The sequence below is a fragment of the Flavobacterium sp. genome, from assembly GCF_004295795.1.
Lineage (GTDB): Bacteria > Bacteroidota > Bacteroidia > Flavobacteriales > Flavobacteriaceae > Flavobacterium.
The window spans coordinates 185251-203358 of the sequence record NZ_SEBR01000001.1 but is presented as its reverse complement, the minus strand read 5'-3'; the positions used below and the strand labels follow the sequence as shown (position 1 = coordinate 203358).

14 protein-coding genes are annotated in these 18108 nt (G+C 46.2%); 9 read left to right on the top strand and 5 right to left on the bottom strand.

What is annotated here, in order from left to right; genetic code table 11:
* Window positions 1-94: 94 nt before the first annotated feature.
* From rplM to EOO49_RS00790, 7 genes are all read left to right on the top strand, one after another.
* On the top strand, window positions 95-550 hold the full coding sequence (rplM, locus tag EOO49_RS00820; RefSeq protein WP_290841977.1) for a 50S ribosomal protein L13: 456 nt from the start codon (window positions 95-97) through the stop codon (window positions 548-550).
* Window positions 550-936 carry a 30S ribosomal protein S9 gene (gene rpsI, locus EOO49_RS00815; RefSeq protein WP_290841976.1) on the top strand — a complete coding sequence of 129 codons (387 nt, stop codon included), beginning with the start codon at window positions 550-552 and terminating at the stop codon, window positions 934-936. Before rplM ends, rpsI begins: the two co-directional genes overlap by 1 nt.
* Window positions 937-1124: 188 nt before the next feature.
* Window positions 1125-1976 carry a 30S ribosomal protein S2 gene (gene rpsB, locus EOO49_RS00810; protein ID WP_290841975.1) on the top strand — a complete coding sequence of 284 codons (852 nt, stop codon included), beginning with the start codon at window positions 1125-1127 and terminating at the stop codon, window positions 1974-1976.
* A 136-nt stretch (window positions 1977-2112) separates the two neighbouring features.
* Window positions 2113-2937: a translation elongation factor Ts gene (tsf, locus tag EOO49_RS00805; RefSeq protein WP_290841974.1), complete on the top strand. Its 825-nt coding sequence runs from the start codon at window positions 2113-2115 to the stop codon at window positions 2935-2937.
* A 599-nt stretch (window positions 2938-3536) separates the two neighbouring features.
* Window positions 3537-5642, top strand: a complete 2106-nt coding sequence (locus EOO49_RS00800) for an RICIN domain-containing protein (RefSeq protein ID WP_290841973.1) — start codon at window positions 3537-3539, stop codon at window positions 5640-5642.
* Window positions 5643-5843: 201 nt separating this feature from the next.
* On the top strand, window positions 5844-9533 hold the full coding sequence (locus tag EOO49_RS00795; protein ID WP_290841972.1) for a TraB/GumN family protein: 3690 nt from the start codon (window positions 5844-5846) through the stop codon (window positions 9531-9533).
* 115 nt (window positions 9534-9648) lie between these two features.
* A complete protein-coding gene (locus EOO49_RS00790; protein WP_290841971.1) occupies window positions 9649-10311 on the top strand; it encodes a queuosine precursor transporter in 663 nt (220 codons plus the stop codon).
* 72 nt (window positions 10312-10383) lie between these two features.
* Here the strand turns inward: EOO49_RS00790 and ald are convergent, their stop codons facing one another.
* The 5 genes from ald to EOO49_RS00765 form a co-directional block, all read right to left on the bottom strand.
* The gene (gene ald / locus EOO49_RS00785) at window positions 10384-11475 is read right to left on the bottom strand and encodes an alanine dehydrogenase (RefSeq protein ID WP_290841970.1); all 1092 of its coding nucleotides are present in this window, start codon (window positions 11473-11475) and stop codon (window positions 10384-10386) included.
* A gap of 79 nt (window positions 11476-11554) precedes the next feature.
* Window positions 11555-12190 (bottom strand): leucyl/phenylalanyl-tRNA--protein transferase, encoded by a 636-nt coding sequence (gene aat / locus EOO49_RS00780; protein WP_290841969.1) that lies wholly within the window; start codon window positions 12188-12190, stop codon window positions 11555-11557.
* A 70-nt stretch (window positions 12191-12260) separates the two neighbouring features.
* Window positions 12261-12692, bottom strand: a complete 432-nt coding sequence (locus tag EOO49_RS00775) for a DUF3127 domain-containing protein (RefSeq protein WP_290841968.1) — start codon at window positions 12690-12692, stop codon at window positions 12261-12263.
* An 18-nt stretch (window positions 12693-12710) separates the two neighbouring features.
* Window positions 12711-13589, bottom strand: coding sequence for a flavin reductase family protein (locus tag EOO49_RS00770; protein WP_290841967.1), 879 nt, complete (start codon window positions 13587-13589; stop codon window positions 12711-12713).
* A 174-nt stretch (window positions 13590-13763) separates the two neighbouring features.
* Window positions 13764-14186, bottom strand: coding sequence for an SRPBCC domain-containing protein (locus EOO49_RS00765; protein ID WP_290841966.1), 423 nt, complete (start codon window positions 14184-14186; stop codon window positions 13764-13766).
* Between the two features lie 400 nt (window positions 14187-14586).
* Between EOO49_RS00765 and EOO49_RS00760 the strand changes: the two genes are divergently transcribed.
* Window positions 14587-15564: a ribonucleotide-diphosphate reductase subunit beta gene (locus EOO49_RS00760; RefSeq protein ID WP_290841965.1), complete on the top strand. Its 978-nt coding sequence runs from the start codon at window positions 14587-14589 to the stop codon at window positions 15562-15564.
* 125 nt (window positions 15565-15689) lie between these two features.
* Window positions 15690-18098: a ribonucleoside-diphosphate reductase subunit alpha gene (locus EOO49_RS00755; RefSeq protein WP_290841964.1), complete on the top strand. Its 2409-nt coding sequence runs from the start codon at window positions 15690-15692 to the stop codon at window positions 18096-18098.
* Window positions 18099-18108 lie beyond the last annotated feature (10 nt).

Here is an 18108-nt window from a genome sequence, read left to right as displayed (position 1 = left end):
ATTATCTTTTATAGCGGTTTGCATTTATAAATATAAATTGTACTTTTGCAACCCCTTAATTTGGGGACGGAATGTTTAATTAAAATAATTTATTGTGAACACATTAAGCTACAAGACGGTATCAGCCAACAAGGCCACTGTTAAAAAAGAGTGGATTGTTGTCGATGCTGAAGGTCACAACTTGGGACGTCTTGCCTCTAAGGTCGCTATGATCTTGCGCGGTAAGTACAAACCAAGCTACACACCGCACGTTGACTGTGGCGATAACGTGATCGTTATCAATGCAGAAAAGATCAACCTTACGGGTAACAAACTTGACGACAAGACTTACATTCGTCACACAGGTTATCCAGGTGGTCAAAGATCCCTTACTGCCAAAGTTCTTCAGCAGAAAAACCCTGCTGCTTTGGTTGAGAAAGCCGTAAAAGGAATGTTGCCTAAGAACAAATTGGGTGCAGAACTTTTCCGCAACCTGAGTGTTAATGTAGGTACTGAGCACAAACACGGAGCTCAACAACCTAAAACCGTCAATCTAAACGACATTAAGTAATGGCTACAATTCACAAAATCGGCAGAAGAAAAACTGCTGTAGCCCGTGTTTACCTAACTGAAGGTTCTGGTAAAATCACGGTTAACAAAAAAGAATTCGCGACTTACTTCCCAACTGCAACTCTTCAATACAAAGTAATGCAGCCACTTGCAATGACGCAAAACGCTGAGAACTTTGACGTGAAAGTAAACGTTTACGGAGGTGGTTCAAACGGCCAGGCAGAAGCAGTTCGTATGGCAATCGCTCGCGCAATGTGCGAAGTGGAAGCTGAGAACCGTCTTATCCTGAAGCCAGAAGGATTGCTTACACGTGACCCACGTATGGTTGAGCGTAAGAAATTCGGTCAGAAGAAGGCACGTAAGAGATTCCAGTTCTCTAAACGTTAATCTTCATCCAACAATTTATTTTATAACTAAGTTAATGTTGTTATCAGACCGAGGTCTGACACTAGTTTAGCATCTAAATGGGTTGACGATAGCGATTGAGGTAAAACAGATGTGAAAGTCTGAAAATCCGAAATCCGAAAATCTAAAAAACACATTGCTAATTCAACAGAACGTAAACTATTTACAAAATGGCAAACAAAGTAGAAGTTAAAGACTTACTGGAAGCAGGTGTACACTTTGGACACATGACCAGAAAATGGGATCCGAACATGGCTCCTTACATCTACATGGAGCGTAATGGAATCCACATTATCAACCTGTACAAAACTGCAGCAAAGATCGAAGAGGCTAACGAGGCCATGAAAAAGATCGCTGCATCAGGTCGCAAAATCCTATTCGTTGCGACTAAAAAACAAGCAAAAGACATCGTAGCCGAGAAAGCTGCCGCAGCAAACATGCCTTACATCACAGAAAGATGGCCAGGCGGAATGCTGACTAACTTCGTCACTATCCGTAAAGCAGTCAAGAAAATGACTTCTATCGACAAGATGAAGAAAGACGGAACTTTCGACACTCTTTCCAAAAAGGAGAAACTGCAAATCGACCGTCTACGTGCAAAGCTCGAGAAGAACTTAGGTTCTATCGCTGATATGTCTCGTTTGCCAGCTGCGCTTTTCGTAGTTGACATCAAGGCTGAACACATCGCAGTAAAAGAAGCTCGCAAATTAAACATTCCGGTTTTCGCAATGGTTGATACTAATTCTGACCCACGTGAGGTAGATTATGTCATCCCTGCAAATGACGATGCTTCGAAATCAATCGACAAAATTCTTTCTTTGGTATCTAACGCAGTTATCGAAGGTTTGAGCAACAGAAACGCTGACGCGGCATTCGACGAGTCAGACGAAGAAACTACAGACGCAGCAGCTCCAAAAGCCAACAAGGCTCCAAAAGCTGAAGCAGCGCCTGCAGTAGAAGAAGCTCCGGCCGTTGAAACTCCGGCAGCAGAAGCTGAAACTGAAACCAAGACTGAAGAATAAATCTTTAAGATTCCAAAAATCAAATTCCAAATTCCAATCGGATTGCCGAAATAACGGTTTTTTAAAGTTGGATTTTGGGATTTGGGATTTGGAATTTTTTCTTTTACACAAATTATAAACTTACAACTTAAGAGATATGTCAACTATCACTGCTGCAGACGTAAACAAACTACGCACCGCTACCGGAGCTGGTATGATGGACTGCAAAAAAGCCCTTGTTGAAGCCGAAGGAGATTTCGACAAAGCGATCGAGATCCTTCGCAAAAAAGGACAAAAAGTTGCCGCCAACCGTTCAGACCGTGAGTCTACCGAAGGCGCTGCAATCGCTGTCGTCAATGCCGACAAGACTGAAGGCGTTGTCATCACCTTGAACTGCGAGACTGACTTCGTAGGTAAAAACGAAGGTTTCGTAAAATTGGCTACAGATTTGGCCAACCTTGCGATCAACTTCGATTCTAAAGAGGCATTCCTTGCCGCTGATTTCAACGGAATGACTGTTGCCGACAAATTGATCGAGCAAACAGGCGTTATCGGAGAAAAAATCGAAATCGGATCTTTCGAGAAACTTTCCGGAGCATTTGTAGGTTCTTACATCCACGCGGGTAACAAGATCGCCACTTTGGTTTCTCTTTCCGCAAACGTTGACGGAGCTGAAGAAGCTGCGCGTAACGTAGCGATGCAAGCTGCCGCCATGAACCCGATCGCACTTGACGAAACAGGAGTTGATGCCGACACAGTCGCTAAAGAAATCGAGATCGCAAAAGACCAATTGCGTCAGGAAGGCAAGCCAGAAGCTATGCTTGAAAACATCGCGAAAGGAAAATTGCAACGTTTCTTCAAAGACAATACTTTGGTGAACCAAGATTACATCAAGGATTCTTCCGTAAACGTTACTGCTTACGTGAAATCTGTAGATGCAAACCTTACTGTGACTGGCTTCAAGAGAGCTGCTCTAGGTTAATTATCATTCACATTTTGATAGAAAAACCTCGCTTCGGCGGGGTTTTTTGTGTTTAAACATCGCCTTCGCCTTACTATTTCCTACCTCGACTTCTGCAACTGACGACTGTTTCAGCTTCAGCTACTGCTACTGCTTCTGCTTCTGCTTCTGCTTCTGCCACTGCCACTGCCACTGCCACTGCTACTGCAACTAAAACTTGGGCGCATCGGCGGCTTGGAAGCTTCCGATGCAGCGACCGCCACCTAAAAAAGCCGCCGTCGGGCTGGACGGCACTCGCTTTTTTGCCACCACAATAGTCCAAAGCGACCAAAAAACAGCTCGGCAAAAAGAGCTTAAATAAAGCCGCCATCCCTTGCGCAGTCCAATTTCCAAAACTTCCACCTTATCAAAAACCCAACAAACGCGTCCATTCGTCGATTTCGAAAACACATCAAAACCTAACACCGATTTTCGCAAACCACTTAACCAATCCGCGTCAAAATTGATAATGTCGTAAATGATGAGTTTTTGTAAGGTTTGAAATTGAACACATCAACAAAATAGATGGGCTAACTTTAGGAAAACCATAAAATCAGTACTAACCACAAAATTATTTTGTTATGCACAAGATTACATTCAAAAGCCTTGTCCTCACGGCCGCAATCGCGCTCCTCGGAACGCATACGAAAGCACAAACGGTCACGCCCTGGCTCACAAGAGGCGACCAAACGGCGCTTCTTGCCCAACAAGGCAACGTAAGTTTCGCCGCAAACTCCGGAACAAATGCGTCAACTGTAACGGTAAATCCGGGAACGACTTACCAAACCATCGACGGCTACGGTTGGTGCCTTACGCAAGGATCGGCCGAAGTCATTTCCAACATGGCAGCAACCCAACAGAACAATCTGCTTCAGGAAATCTTCAATCCCAATACGGGCTTGAGTTCATCGGTCGTCCGCATTTCCATCGCCGCTTCCGATCTGTCCAATTCATCCTATTCCTACAACGAAACCTCGGGCGACACGAACATGAACAACTTCAGCCTGAACGGCCCGGATCTCACCTACCTGATCCCGATTCTCAAAAAAATCCTGATCATCAACCCGAACATCAAAATCCTCGCAACGCCTTGGTCGGCACCGCGCTGGATGAAAACCAACAACTCGTGGGTCGGCGGAAGCCTCCAAACCCAATACTATTCGGCCTACGCAAGATATTTCGTGAAATACTTCCAGGCGATGCAGGCACAAGGCATCAACATTTGGGCAGTCACACCGCAAAACGAACCTGAAAATCCTTACAACGAACCTAGTATGCTGATGAATTCCGGCCAGGCAAAAGATTTCATCAACAATCACCTCGGTCCGCAAAAAGCCGCAGCTGGTTTTGGAGGCGTCAAAATCATCGCGTTCGACCACAATTGCGACAACACGGCTTATCCGATCGATGTTTTGAACAACAGCGGTTACGTCGATGGAGCGGCTTTCCACTTATACGCCGGAAATATATCGGCAATGACAACCGTAAAAAATGCCACGAACAAAAACGTCTACTTCACAGAACAGTACGTCGGCGGACCGGGCAACTTTTCAGGCGATTTCGGTTGGCACATGCAAAACGTGATGATCGGCTCAATGAACAACTGGGCCAAAACCGCTCTCGAATGGAATCTCGCCACAAATCCGAGTTACGGCCCGAGAACGCCCGGCGGCTGCACGACATGCCAAGGCGCGGTCACGGTCAACAACAGCACAAGCTTTTCCCGAAACACTTCGTATTACATCATTGGCCAGTTTGCGAAATTCGTGAAAGCCAACGCCCAAAGAATTGGCTGCTCGTCCTCAAACGGATCGATTCACGCGACAGCTTTCCGCAACAGCGACAACTCTATCGTGACCGTGGTTTACAATTCGGGTTCAGCCAATACGATCAAAGTCGTTTCGGGTTCTAACGCTTTCAACTACAACATTCCCGCTTCGTCTGCGGTGACTTTCAAATGGACGCCATCGACCGGCGGCACGAGCTTTCCGGGTTACTACAACATCGTCGCCAGACACAGCAACAAAGCGCTCGACGTCGCCGATAATTCCACAACAAGCGGATCGAGAATCCAACAATGGGAAATCACCAACGGCGGAGGCGCAAACCAACGCTGGAAGTTCGAAGACGCGGGAAGCGGCAATTTCTACATCAGGGTAAAATCGACCCAAATGTATCTTGCGCCCGAAAATAACAGCACAGCCGACGGCATAAAAGTCGTACAAAGAAATTTCGGCTCCGGAAACGAGTTCAAATGGCAAGTCGTGAGCGTGGGAAGCGGATTTTACAGAATCACGAACGTGCTCAGCGGCAAATCGCTCGACGTGCAAGATGTTTCTATAGCAAACGGCGCCAATATCCAAGTTTGGACTTACAGCGGCGGAAACAACCAACAATGGTCGCTGAATCAAGTCGAGTCGACGGCGCGTGAAGCCGATGTGAAACAAACTGTCGAAACCACGTCTGACATCGCGTTTTTGTACCCGAATCCGGCTTCGAACCAAGTGACTTTGTTCGCGTCTGAAACTTCGTCTTACCAGATTGTCGACATCACCGGAAAATCGGTCAAAACCGGAGACCTTTCCATCGGCGACAACTTGATCGACATTTCGAATCTCAACGCCGGAAGCTATTTCGTGAGAATTGTCGATAGCAAAAATCAAACATTGAAACTAATCAAGAATTAACAAAAATTACAGAAAATCTGTAATCGGGTATCACTTTTCTCCCCGAACTTTCCCAGACCTAACAAATTTCGAAAATTTGTTAGGTCTGGGATTTTGCATAAAATTGAGCCTGGATCAAACCCAAATCCATCCAAAAACAAAACGCGAAAACTCCATCGCCATTTCGCTATATTTACGAGAAACAAACATTGCTTTCCCGTTTTGAAAAAAATCGTCCTTATAGCGCTGCTGTTCGCCCTTCCGGGATTTTCCCAATCCAAGAAATACCAGAGTTTGCTGTGGGAGATTTCGGGTAACGGTCTGCACAAAAAATCTTACATCTACGGCTCGATGCACGTTAGTGACAAGGTTTCGTACCACTTGTCCGATGCGTTTTTCAAACACCTTTTGGCTGCCGATTATGTCGCCACCGAAAGCGATCCGGCAACCTGGTTGGAAATGTACGATGCCATGGGCGCCGAAAACCGTCTGGCCAGAAGCGACGCAAACGGATTCTATTCGCGATTCACGAGAAAATCGCTTCAAAAAGACGAGCTGTTTCCGCTTTTCGTCAACAACAGCAACATCGTCAACAGCCTTTTGTCGCGCACGAACGAAACCCAAAAAGACTATCAGGAAGATACTTACCTCGATATGTTCATTTATCAGACCGGCCGCAAATACAAGAAAAAAGTCATCGGTTTGGAGAATGCGAAAACCTCGATGCTTTCTGTGATGAGCGCCGAAAGTGCTGCATCGGAACTCAAGGACGAAAACCGACTGGCGATTATGAAACTGCTCAAGGAACGTTCGCTGAACCAGGCCATGACAGACTTTTACCGCGAGAAAAACCTCGACATGCTCGACTCGCTTTACGTGCTGATGACGCCGGCTTCCTATCACAAAGCTTTGATCACCGACCGAAATCTGGTCATGTTGAAAAGCATCGACTCGATCGCGAAAAAAGGCAGCTTGTTCGCGGCTGTCGGAGCGGCGCATTTGCCCGGAAAAAAAGGCTTGGTCGAACTTTTACGAGAAAAAGGCTATACCGTGAAACCCGTTTTGGATTCTTATACAGAAAAGGGCCAAACCAACAAACGCACGATTGACGGGTATTTTACGCGTCCGAATTTCGTCACCGTCAAGACTGGCGACGGCATGGTTTCGCTTCCGATGGTTTCCGGCAACATTTTCAACGGCGACGACATTGGAACACCAGATTTGGCAAACGGCGGAATCATCAACCTAAAACGCTTGCCGACGCGTAATTTCCTTAGAAAAGAAGGCGTTTTCAGCCCGAACGCGCTCGACAGTCTGTTCTACGAAAATATCCCGGGAAACATTCTTCAGAAGAAATTCTATTCGGAGGAAAACTACTCCGTTTACGACATTTCGAACAAAACCAAGATCGGGAACGCGCAACACTATCGCTATTACGTCACGCCGCTTGAAGTGGTTTGCGTAAGTATGGGCGGAAACGGAAATTACGTCAGGCGATTTGAAAACGAGATCTATCCGAACATCAAACTCAAAAAATATTCACCAAATTGGGAAACAGTCACTCCCGAAAAAGGCGGATTTTCGATCAGCGTTCCATCTTATTTCACGATGTACGGAAACCGGCGTTCGGGCAACCCGAAAAACATCGAGATCAATGCTTACGACGCAAACGAAAAAGCCTACTACTTTTTGTTCGAGGAAACGATTCCCGACAATGAAACCCTGGCATCGACGGCGTTCGAACTCAAGCGAATCCAGGAAGAATTTTACCGTGAACTCGACATTTCACCAACTTCTCCAGGCGTTTCTTTCGACAACGGATACGAATCTTCGGCTGTTTTGTCGGGCAAAAACCTGCGTTTGAAAACTGTCGTTAACGGTCAGAAATACTACCTTGTCGGAAGTCTGAACGCATCCGAGGAAAACGCCAAAAAGTTCGTCTCGTCTTTTACTTTTCTTCCGTTCAGGGAAATTTCCGACATGAAGAAATTCGAGGATCCGCTCGCGCTTTTTACGATCGACTTGCCTGAAAAAGAGAACGAACAATTGTTCTGGAAACTTCCTACTTCTAACTTTCGCGCCGACTCTGACAAGAAAAACCTGTTCAAAACCTATGACAAACAGTATACTTTTTCGGCTCCGTCGGGCAAAACCGTCGACTTGTTCGCATGGGTTTACCATCGCTATGAGTATGTCGAAAGCCGTGATACGCTTCTATCGAACATAAAACGCAATATTCTCGACAATTACAACGGATTGGTTTCCGACGAAGAAAATGAAGAGGAAACAATCGCATCGGAAACCGATTATCCCGCGACAAGCCGAGGTTTGCCCGAATCTGCCTGGAACAAATGGTTAAAACCGTCCGAGGACAAAGAAAAACGCCAGCGAAAAGCCGAACTCGTCGACGTCAAAGAAAGTTACGACAAGGAGAAACAATTGATCCGATTCGACGTGACGGCTCAACGTCCAGATTGTGTGCAAGCCGCCAAATATGTGGTTTTCCTGAGAGACGGATTCATTTGGTACATGCGCGCTTTGGTCGCAAAAGGCCAAAAAGAACCTGATTTCATCGATGATCTCATCAAAGGTTTTACGCCAAAGATCTATTTGCCTGAATTTTCGATGTTCGACAAAAAAACGGCAGTGTTTCTCGAAGATGTCAACAGCGAAAACGACAGCATTCGCTACTCGGCGTTCGAGTCTGTCGATATGTTGCAATTGGACAAGACCGATTTGCCCGTGCTCAAAGATTTCCTGACTTCTTTTGATTTTAAACCGTCCGAAACTACGGCCGTTTCTACGCTTTTGGAGAAAATCGGACGTATCGAAGATCCGCAGGTCGTGCCGTTTTTGGAAAGCTGCTACCGAAAAGAAGGCGTGAACGGAATTTTGCAACTGGCGATAATCCGAGCGCTTGCCAAGCAAAAATCGAAGTTGGCTTACGAGAAAATCGCCGTTTTGCTCGAGTATGATCTGCCGCTTTCAAACAATGGATCAGACATTTACGGGCTTTTTACGTTATTCGAGGAAGACACCCAACACAGCCAGATTCTGTATCCGCAAATCCTTCAATATTACGGCGTTTCGGAATATCAGGATCCGATTGTGGAATTTACGACACAATTGATCCGCGAGAAAAAAGTGAATCCAAAGAAATTGAAATCGTACAAGAAATTGCTTTTTACAGATGCAAGGCTCGACGCCAAACGCGCCAAAGTCTGGAAAGACCGACAAAATGTGGAGGAAGACGACTATTCGTATGAATCGCCATCGGAAAGTCTCAAGAACTACGCGACACTTTTGTACGGATTCAAGTCCGACAAGGACATTTCACAGTGGTTTTCCAAAATCGAGCACCTGAATTTGCCGGGTTTCAACCTCGAATTGTTCCGATTGGATCTGGCGCACAACAAAAAACCTGAACCCGATCTTGTCAATCGATTGTTGCTGAACCGCGAAACGAAATTCGCGACTTTTCACGCTTTACTCGACCAAAAATCGTGGGTCCCGGCTTGGAGCGACGAGGAAATCGCGGCTTCTGTTGCGGTCTATTTCGGAGACGACGACAATTCCAAAACCGAACTTCTGACAACGAAAAAAATCGCGATCAAAGACAAAACGGCTACGTTGTTCTTCTTCAAAAAAACGGCCGAAAACCAAACCAATGCCTATTCGCGCCCGACTGCGAAATTGGTGACAATAGGTTTCCTGACGAATCCGGACGGCAAAATCGATCCCAAAACCTGGAAGCTGGTCAACACAAGCGCTATTCAGGACGAAGCCGAAATCTCCAAACAATACGACATAATCATCGATCGACTGCAAAACGAAGGCCACAACCGCGCGACTTTCGGGAAACAAAACGCGCGTGTAAATCTTTTTGACAGCGACTCCGAAGAAGATTACTAGACCTTAAAACCGCGGCTTTAAATTCATCGGCTCCACCAGAATTTATGCACAAATGTAAGCCTCAGAAATGGTTTACAATCACCTCGACGCCAGTTTCAACAAATCCATGATCTAAATGTTCAAAACCAGAAAAGATACGCTGTTCGTCATTTTGGCGGGCATTTTCATCACAAATGCCGTCGTGGCCGAACTCATTGGCGGAAAACTGATTTACGTGGGCGATGCAGTCATGAGCATAGGAATTTTGCCGTGGCCGATCGTTTTTTTGACCACCGATTTGATCAACGAATACTTTGGACAAAAAGGCGTCCGCCGACTTTCGTTCATCACCGCCGGATTGATCGCTTATTGTTTTTTAGTGCTTTTGTTCGCCTTGCGGATTCCGGCTGCAGGTCTGAAAGAAAATGTAACCGATGCGCAATTCACGGCGGTCTTTGGCCAAAGTATGTGGATAATTGTCGGAAGTATTGTCGCTTTTATCGTTTCCCAGTTGATCGATGTCACGATTTTCCATTTCGTCAAAAGCAAAACCGGACACAAAATGATTTGGTTGCGAACAACGGGATCGACGGTGATTTCGCAGCTTTTCGACAGTTTTATCGTACTCGGCATCGCGTTCTACATGACCGGAAAAATCGACTTCCAAACCTTTGTGAAGTCCGGATTCACGGGTTATTCGGTAAAATTGGGAATCGCGATCCTGTTGACGCCCATGATTTATTTGGCGCATTGGTTGATAGGAAAATACGTGCCTTCGGATGAAGATGTTTCCGAATAACTCAAATTCGGTCTGAATTCGAATTCCTGTCGCATTTCGGTCGGCCAAAATCTGGATTCCTGGTCTGGTCAACTAAACATTCGCCTCGAAAAACTCCTTGATTTCCTCATAAACGATCTCGCCTCCAACGATATTCAAGCCTTTGGCCAACTCCGGATTTTTCGCGCAAGCTGTTTCGTAACCAAGATTCGCGAGTTTCAAAACGTAAGGCAAAGTCACATTCGTCAACGCCAAAGTCGAGGTGTAAGGCACGGCGCCCGGCATGTTGGCAACGCAATAATGTACGATATCGTCGATGATGTATGTCGGATCTTCGTGTGTCGTTGCGCGCGTCGTCTCAAAACAACCGCCTTGATCAACGGCCACGTCGACCAAAACCGTGCCCGGACGCATTTCCTTGAGCATTTCGCGAGTGATGAGTTTTGGCGCTTTCCCACCTTTTATGAGTACGCCGCCAACGATGAGATCGTGATTTTTTATATGTCTTCGGATGTTGTATTCACTCGAATATTCCGTAACGACGTGGCTTGGCATGACATCGTTCACGTGTCGCAGCCGTTTCATGTTGATGTCGAGAATCGTCACGTGAGCTCCAAGTCCGGCAGCCATTTTCGCGGCCTGGATTCCTACGACGCCCGCGCCCAGAACCAAAACTTTCCCCGGCGGAACTCCGGGAACGCCACCGAGCAAAACGCCTCGGCCTTTGATTGGTTTCTCGAGATATTTCGCGCCTTGCTGGATCGCCATTCTTCCCGCGACTTCGCTCATTGGCGTGAGCAGCGGCAAAGTTCCATCTGTATCTTCGACCGTTTCATAGGCGATGCATACGGCTTTGCTTTCGATCATGGCCTGGGTCAATTCCATGCTTGAGGCGAAGTGGAAATAAGTGAAAAGGATTTGTCCGGGTTTAATCAGCGGATATTCTTGCGCGATTGGTTCTTTGACCTTGACGATCATTTCGGCCAGCTCGTACACAGTTTCAATATCTGGAACAAGGTTCGCTCCTACCGAAAGATAGTCGTCGTCGAAAAATCCGCTGCCGTCGCCCGCCGTAGATTGTACATAAACGGTGTGTCCGTTTTTTACCAATTCATAAACACCCGCCGGAGTCATGCCGACACGGTTCTCATTGTTCTTGATTTCCTTTGGCACTCCGATTTTCATGGGGTCGATTTTTAAATTCGACCAAATATATTTCATTACCCTTTAAAAAATGGGGGTCGAAATATATTTTCGATGAAAATTATGATTTCAACGCTCTAATGAACAGGGAGCGCGGAATTTCGCGACAACCCAAACTTTCCAAATGATCGTTGTGGATTTGGCAATCGAGCAACAAATAATTTTCGGCCTGAAGTTTTTTGGCCAAACTGATAAAAGCCGCTTTTGACGCATTCGATACTTTCGAGAACATACTTTCGCCACAAAACACATTGCCAAGATCGATGCCGTAAAGTCCGCCTACAAGTTCGCCGTTTTGCCAGGTTTCTACTGATTTTGCGTGTCCGAGCTTGTGCAGTTCCACATAAGCCGCTTTCATTTCATCGGTCAGCCAAGTGCCGTTTTGGCCTGGACGCGGCGCTTTTTGGCAATTGGAAATCACGCCTTCGAAGTCCTTGTTGAACGTGATTTCGAAAACCTGCTTTTTCAAAACACTTCTCATGCTCTTGGAAACAATCAGATTGTCGAAAAGCAAAACCATTCTCGGATCAGGCGACCACCACAAAATCGGGTCATCGGGATTGAACCACGGAAAAATGCCATTCCGGTAAGCCATCAAAAGTCTTTCGGTTGACAAATCTCCGCCCACGGCAAGCAATCCGTCGGCATCGGCTTCGGCTACATCGGGAAAAATAAGTTCTTTGGAAAGGAAGTACATTCTTTACAATTACATATAAAAAACCCGGCAGTCGCGAAACTCCGGGTTGTATTCAAAAATCGGCAATCGCCTAGAAAGGAAGATCGTCGTGTTCTTGTTCGTTAAAATTTTGAGCCGGAGCAAACGGTTGAGCCGGCGCTTGTGGCGCTTGAGGTGCTTGCTGCTGGTATTGCGGCGGCGCTTGCTGATATTGTGGCTGTTGTTGCTGATATTGTTGTGGAGCATCGGCTTGTGCGCGCTCGATTCTCCAACCTTGGATCGTATTGAAATAACGCGTTTCTCCTTGTGGCGAAACCCATTCGCGTCCGCGCAAGTTGATCGAAACTTTCACGTCTTCTCCCGGACGGTATGAATCGAGCATATCTGTTTTGTCTTGCGTGAACTCGACCATGATGTGCTGCGGATATTGCTCATCTGTCGTCACTACCAATTCTCTTTTCTTGAACGAGGCACTCACCTGTTGGGTTGGGTTGATCAACCTGATTTTTCCTGTAACTTCCATTTTTTCTCTTCTTTAATTTTAAACTCTTTTGGCCAATAAGACTTTCCAGGCGGAAAGCACCTCATTATTATCTATGTATCTCTTGGCCAGCTCGTGTTGCTTTGTTTCGTCACCCGAACTCAGCACGCCTTTGACCTCGAAATCGTCCTTTACAAAGATAGCGACTTCTTCTTCGGTTGGCAAGGCTTCGACGTTTCCGAGAATTCCAAAGTCGTTGCCGTTGAAGATTTCGCTTTTGCGGATTTTGTCCGGAATCGCATCAACGCCTATACCCAAAGTCGTGAGCGGTTTCGGGACTTCGAACAAACCTTCGTTCGATCTCGAATACCAATTCGCCCCGAGTCGCGATACCAAATCTATTTTGTGTTGGTCGATATTTCCGTTTTCATCGAGGATTTCTTCGGATATATGCATTTTCAAAACCTCGCAAATGATCAGGTTTCCGGCTCCGCCTTCGTTTCCGAGACTGATTATCTCGTTGACTTTACACTCGAACTGAACCGGCGATTCTGCTACGCGGAACGGTTTCACCAAATCGGATACAATCGGCGTCAAGCCCGCTTTCACGAACTCGTTCACACCATCGGCATATTCCGTACTCGACAACGACGCTTGTTGCACGATGTCAAAATTGACCACATTGATTACAACTTCCCTTGTCGCATCGGCGTTAGTCAACGTGTGTTTGACCGTATTGTCGCGAACGCGTCTCGAAGGCGAAAAAATCAATATCGGCGGATTCGAGCTGAACAGGTTGAAAAAACTGAAAGGCGACAAATTCGGATTCCCGTCAGCGTCAACGGTGCTCGCAAAAGCGATAGGACGCGGCCCGACCGACGATTGCAGATAACCGTGCAATTTCTGGGTTGTCATTTCGCCCGGAACGATACTGATCATGCTTCAAATAGGTTTGCGGCAAATTTAGCAATCGCGCTTCGGAATCAGCTTTAAAAGAACCCGGAAGTTATTAACCAATTTTGACGAATTCTGAAAATCAACGAGTTGTCGACTCAAACGAAACTAATCCTATATAATAAAGTGTAGCCGAATTTTTGGTTCAGCGCCTAAAAATCACATCCGCAAAAGCTCAGATTCCAGCTTGTCGAAATTCTCCTCGTTCTTTTCAGGAGCGAACTTGATGAGGGTGTCGTACACTTTCCGCTCGTAAAATTTCATCAAAAAAGTCACCAAAGTCCTTTCATCGCCTATTTTTTCAAACAAGACCGTCACGTAAAAATACGGCTGCGTGATGCGATCCCACTCGATCCGTTTTTCAAAATCGATGACCTTGAACGCGACTTCGTTCTCATAATTGCCTTTTTCGGGTCCGTGCATCGTGAAACGCCAACGACCGCCGACGGTAAAATCGAATTCGTGAAAAGTGTTCGTAAAACCGTTTGGTCCCCACCAATTTTTTAGGTGACCGGGATTCGTCCACGCGCTCCAAAGCTTGTTTATCGGATAATTAAATTCCCTTTTGCTTACTATTTCCATAATTCGGATTTTTATACTCAAAGTTATATCCTATGAACAGAAATCCATCGGTGAAAACAACAAAAATACAACGACCGAATTCGACACGAAGTTTTTCTTCCGACAATCACTTTTTGTGTAAACTCGTATCATTTCAGAAGGCGTTTTTTTTGGCGAAACAGTTTTCGTAGCGATTTCTAACATGCCGATTTCACAGGCCATCACGAAATTTAACGTTTTGTAAACCTTTGTTTTACAACTATTTGCGTTTAGTAGAAATGCGCTTTCGCGGATACAGATTTGTTAAAAACTAGGTCCGATTGTGGAAAAGTTTGACTTTTTTAAACCGCCTCGATTGGCAATCTTTGTAATCACGACAAAAACAAAAATTTTTGTTAAAATCTCTAAGACAAAAACAACGATGGCAGCGATAGAACCGATACTCCAGGAAAACAAAAACCGCTTTGTGATTTTCCCGATAAAACACCACGATATTTGGGAATGGTACAAGAAAATGGAGGCGAGTTTCTGGACAGCGGAAGAAATCGACCTGCACCAGGACTTGAACGACTGGAACAACAAATTGAGTGCCGACGAAAAATATTTCATCAAGCACATTTTGGCTTTTTTCGCTGCTTCTGACGGAATCGTGAACGAGAACCTGGCAGAAAACTTCGTAAATGAAGTGCAATATGCCGAAGCCAAGTTTTTCTACGGATTCCAGATCATGATGGAAAACATCCACAGCGAGACTTATTCACTTCTCATCGACACTTACGTGAAGGACGAAGCGGAAAAAAACCAGCTTTTCACGGCTTTGGACGTATTTCCGGCCATCAAGAAAAAAGCAGATTGGGCGTTGCGCTGGATCGAATCTGATTCATTCGCCGAAAGACTGATCGCGTTTGCCGCAGTCGAAGGAATTTTCTTCTCGGGCGCGTTCTGTTCGATTTTCTGGCTCAAGAAACGCGGTTTGATGCCGGGACTTACTTTCTCAAACGAATTGATTTCGAGAGACGAAGGCGTTCACTGTGATTTCGCCGTCCACTTGCACAACCATCACTTGGTGAATAAGGTTCCGAAGAATCGCATCAAGGATATTATCGTCGACGCTTTGACCATCGAGCGCGAATTCATCACGGAGTCGCTTCCGGTAAGTCTTATCGGAATGAACGCGAACCTGATGACGCAATACCTCGAGTTCGTAACCGACCGTTTGCTTGTCGAACTTGGATGCGATCGCGTTTACAACGTGACCAATCCGTTCGATTTCATGGACATGATCTCGCTTCAGGGCAAGACGAACTTCTTCGAGAAGCGCGTTTCGGAGTACCAGAAAGCGGGCGTGATGAACACCGACACAGATTCCGGAAAAATCAGCTTCGACGCCGATTTCTAAAGAATCAGAATTCCCGAATCTTGGGAAACAACCAAGCCAATTGCCCCGGAAATGTCCGGTACCGAATGACCCGGAATCGCATTTCGGCAACAAAACCATTTCATTAATCTCTAAAGAGTGACCTTATGTTTGTAGTAAAAAGAGACGGCAAGAAAGAGCCGGTAATGTTCGACAAGATCACCGACAGGATCAAAATTTTGTGCTACGGCCTAAACGATCTGGTAGATCCGGTAAAAGTGGCCATGCGTGTAATCGAAGGCCTTTATGACGGAGTAACCACATCTGAACTCGACAATCTTGCGGCCGAAACAGCGGCTTCAATGACTGTAAGTCACCCTGATTTTGCCCAACTCGCGGCTCGTATCGCAGTTTCCAACCTACATAAGAATACAAAAAAGTCGTTCAGCGAGACCATGAGCGACATGTATCATTACGTGAATCCTCGCACCGGCCAGGAAGCACCTTTGTTGAGCGACGAAGTTTACAACGTGATCACCGCGAATTCGGAGAAACTTGATTCGGCTATCATCTACAACCGCGATTTCAATTACGATTACTTCGGATTCAAAACCCTCGAGCGTTCGTATTTGCTTAAAATCAACGGAAAGATCGTCGAGCGTCCGCAACACATGTTGATGCGTGTTTCCGTGGGAATCCACATGGAAGATATCGAGTCGGCCATCGAGACTTACGAATTGATGTCGAAGAAATTCTTCACGCACGCAACTCCAACGCTTTTCAACGCCGGAACGCCAAAACCGCAAATGTCGTCTTGTTTCCTATTGGCGATGAAAGACGATTCGATCGACGGGATTTACGACACTTTGAAAAGTACGGCCAAGATTTCACAATCGGCTGGCGGAATCGGACTTTCTATCCACAATGTTCGCGCTACGGGTTCATACATCCGCGGAACAAACGGAACATCTAACGGAATCGTCCCGATGCTACGCGTTTACAACGACACGGCTCGTTACGTTGACCAAGGCGGCGGAAAGCGAAAAGGTTCGTTCGCGGTTTACATCGAGCCTTGGCACGCCGATATCTTCGACTTCCTCGACCTGAGAAAAAACCACGGAAAAGAAGAAATGCGCACACGCGATTTGTTCCTTGGCATGTGGATGCCGGATTTGTTCATGAAACGCGTTCAGGACGACGCACATTGGACGTTGATGTGTCCGAACGAATGTCCGGGCTTGTACGATGTGCACAGTGAGGAATTCGACGCTTTGTACCTCAAATACGAATCGGAAAACCGCGGAAGAAAAACCATCAAGGCGCGTGAAATCTGGGAAAAAATCCTTGAGTCGCAAATCGAGACTGGTTTGCCATACATGTTGTACAAAGATGCCGCGAACCGTAAATCGAACCAGAAAAACCTCGGAACAATCCGTTCGTCCAACTTGTGTACGGAAATCATCGAGTATACTTCACCCGACGAAATCGCTGTTTGTAACCTTGCATCGATCTCGTTGCCGATGTTCGTCGAGAACGGGAAATTCGATCACCAAAAGTTGTATGACGTGACAAAACGCGTCACACGCAACCTCAACAAGGTGATCGATCGCAACTATTATCCTTTGATCGAAGCCGAAAACTCGAACATGCGCCACCGTCCGGTTGGATTGGGCGTTCAAGGTTTGGCCGATGCGTTCATCAAATTGCGCATGCCGTTTACGAGTGACGAAGCCAAGCAAATGAATCAGGAAGTTTTCGAAACGCTTTATTTCGCAGCCGTTACGGCGTCTATGGAATTGGCGAAAGAAGAAGGAAAATACTCGTCTTATGAAGGGTCGCCAATCTCTCAAGGCGAATTCCAATACAACCTTTGGGGCTTGAAAGACAGCGATCTATCGGGTCGTTGGGATTGGGCTTCACTGAGAAAAGAAGTGCTCGAGCACGGCGTTCGCAACTCGCTTTTGGTCGCGCCTATGCCAACTGCATCCACTTCACAAATCTTAGGAAACAACGAAGCTTTCGAGCCTTACACTTCCAATATTTACACAAGAAGAACTTTGTCGGGCGAATTCATCGTCGTGAACAAACACCTTCTCGAAGACTTGGTAGAACTTGGCATCTGGAACGAAACGTTGAAACAGGAGATCATGCGCCACAACGGGTCTGTCCAAAACATCGACGGAATTCCGCAGGAAATTAAGGAATTGTACAAAACCGTTTGGGAAATGTCAATGAAGGATATTCTTGACATGTCGCGTCAGAGAGGTTATTTCATCGACCAATCGCAATCTTTGAACCTGTTCATGGAAGGCGCGACTTACGCAAAATTGACCTCGATGCACTTCTACGCCTGGCAGTCAGGTTTGAAAACCGGAATGTATTATTTGAGAACGAAATCTGCGGTTGATGCGATCAAGTTCACGCTGAACAACGACAAGAAAGCAGAACCGATTGCCGAACCAGTTGCAGTAGAAGTCCAGGCCGACGCCGATGCGATCTCAGCCGAAGAATTCCGCGCGATGGTAGAGCGTTCCCGCAACGCCGAACCGGACGACTGCGAAATGTGCGGATCATAACCAATTTTAG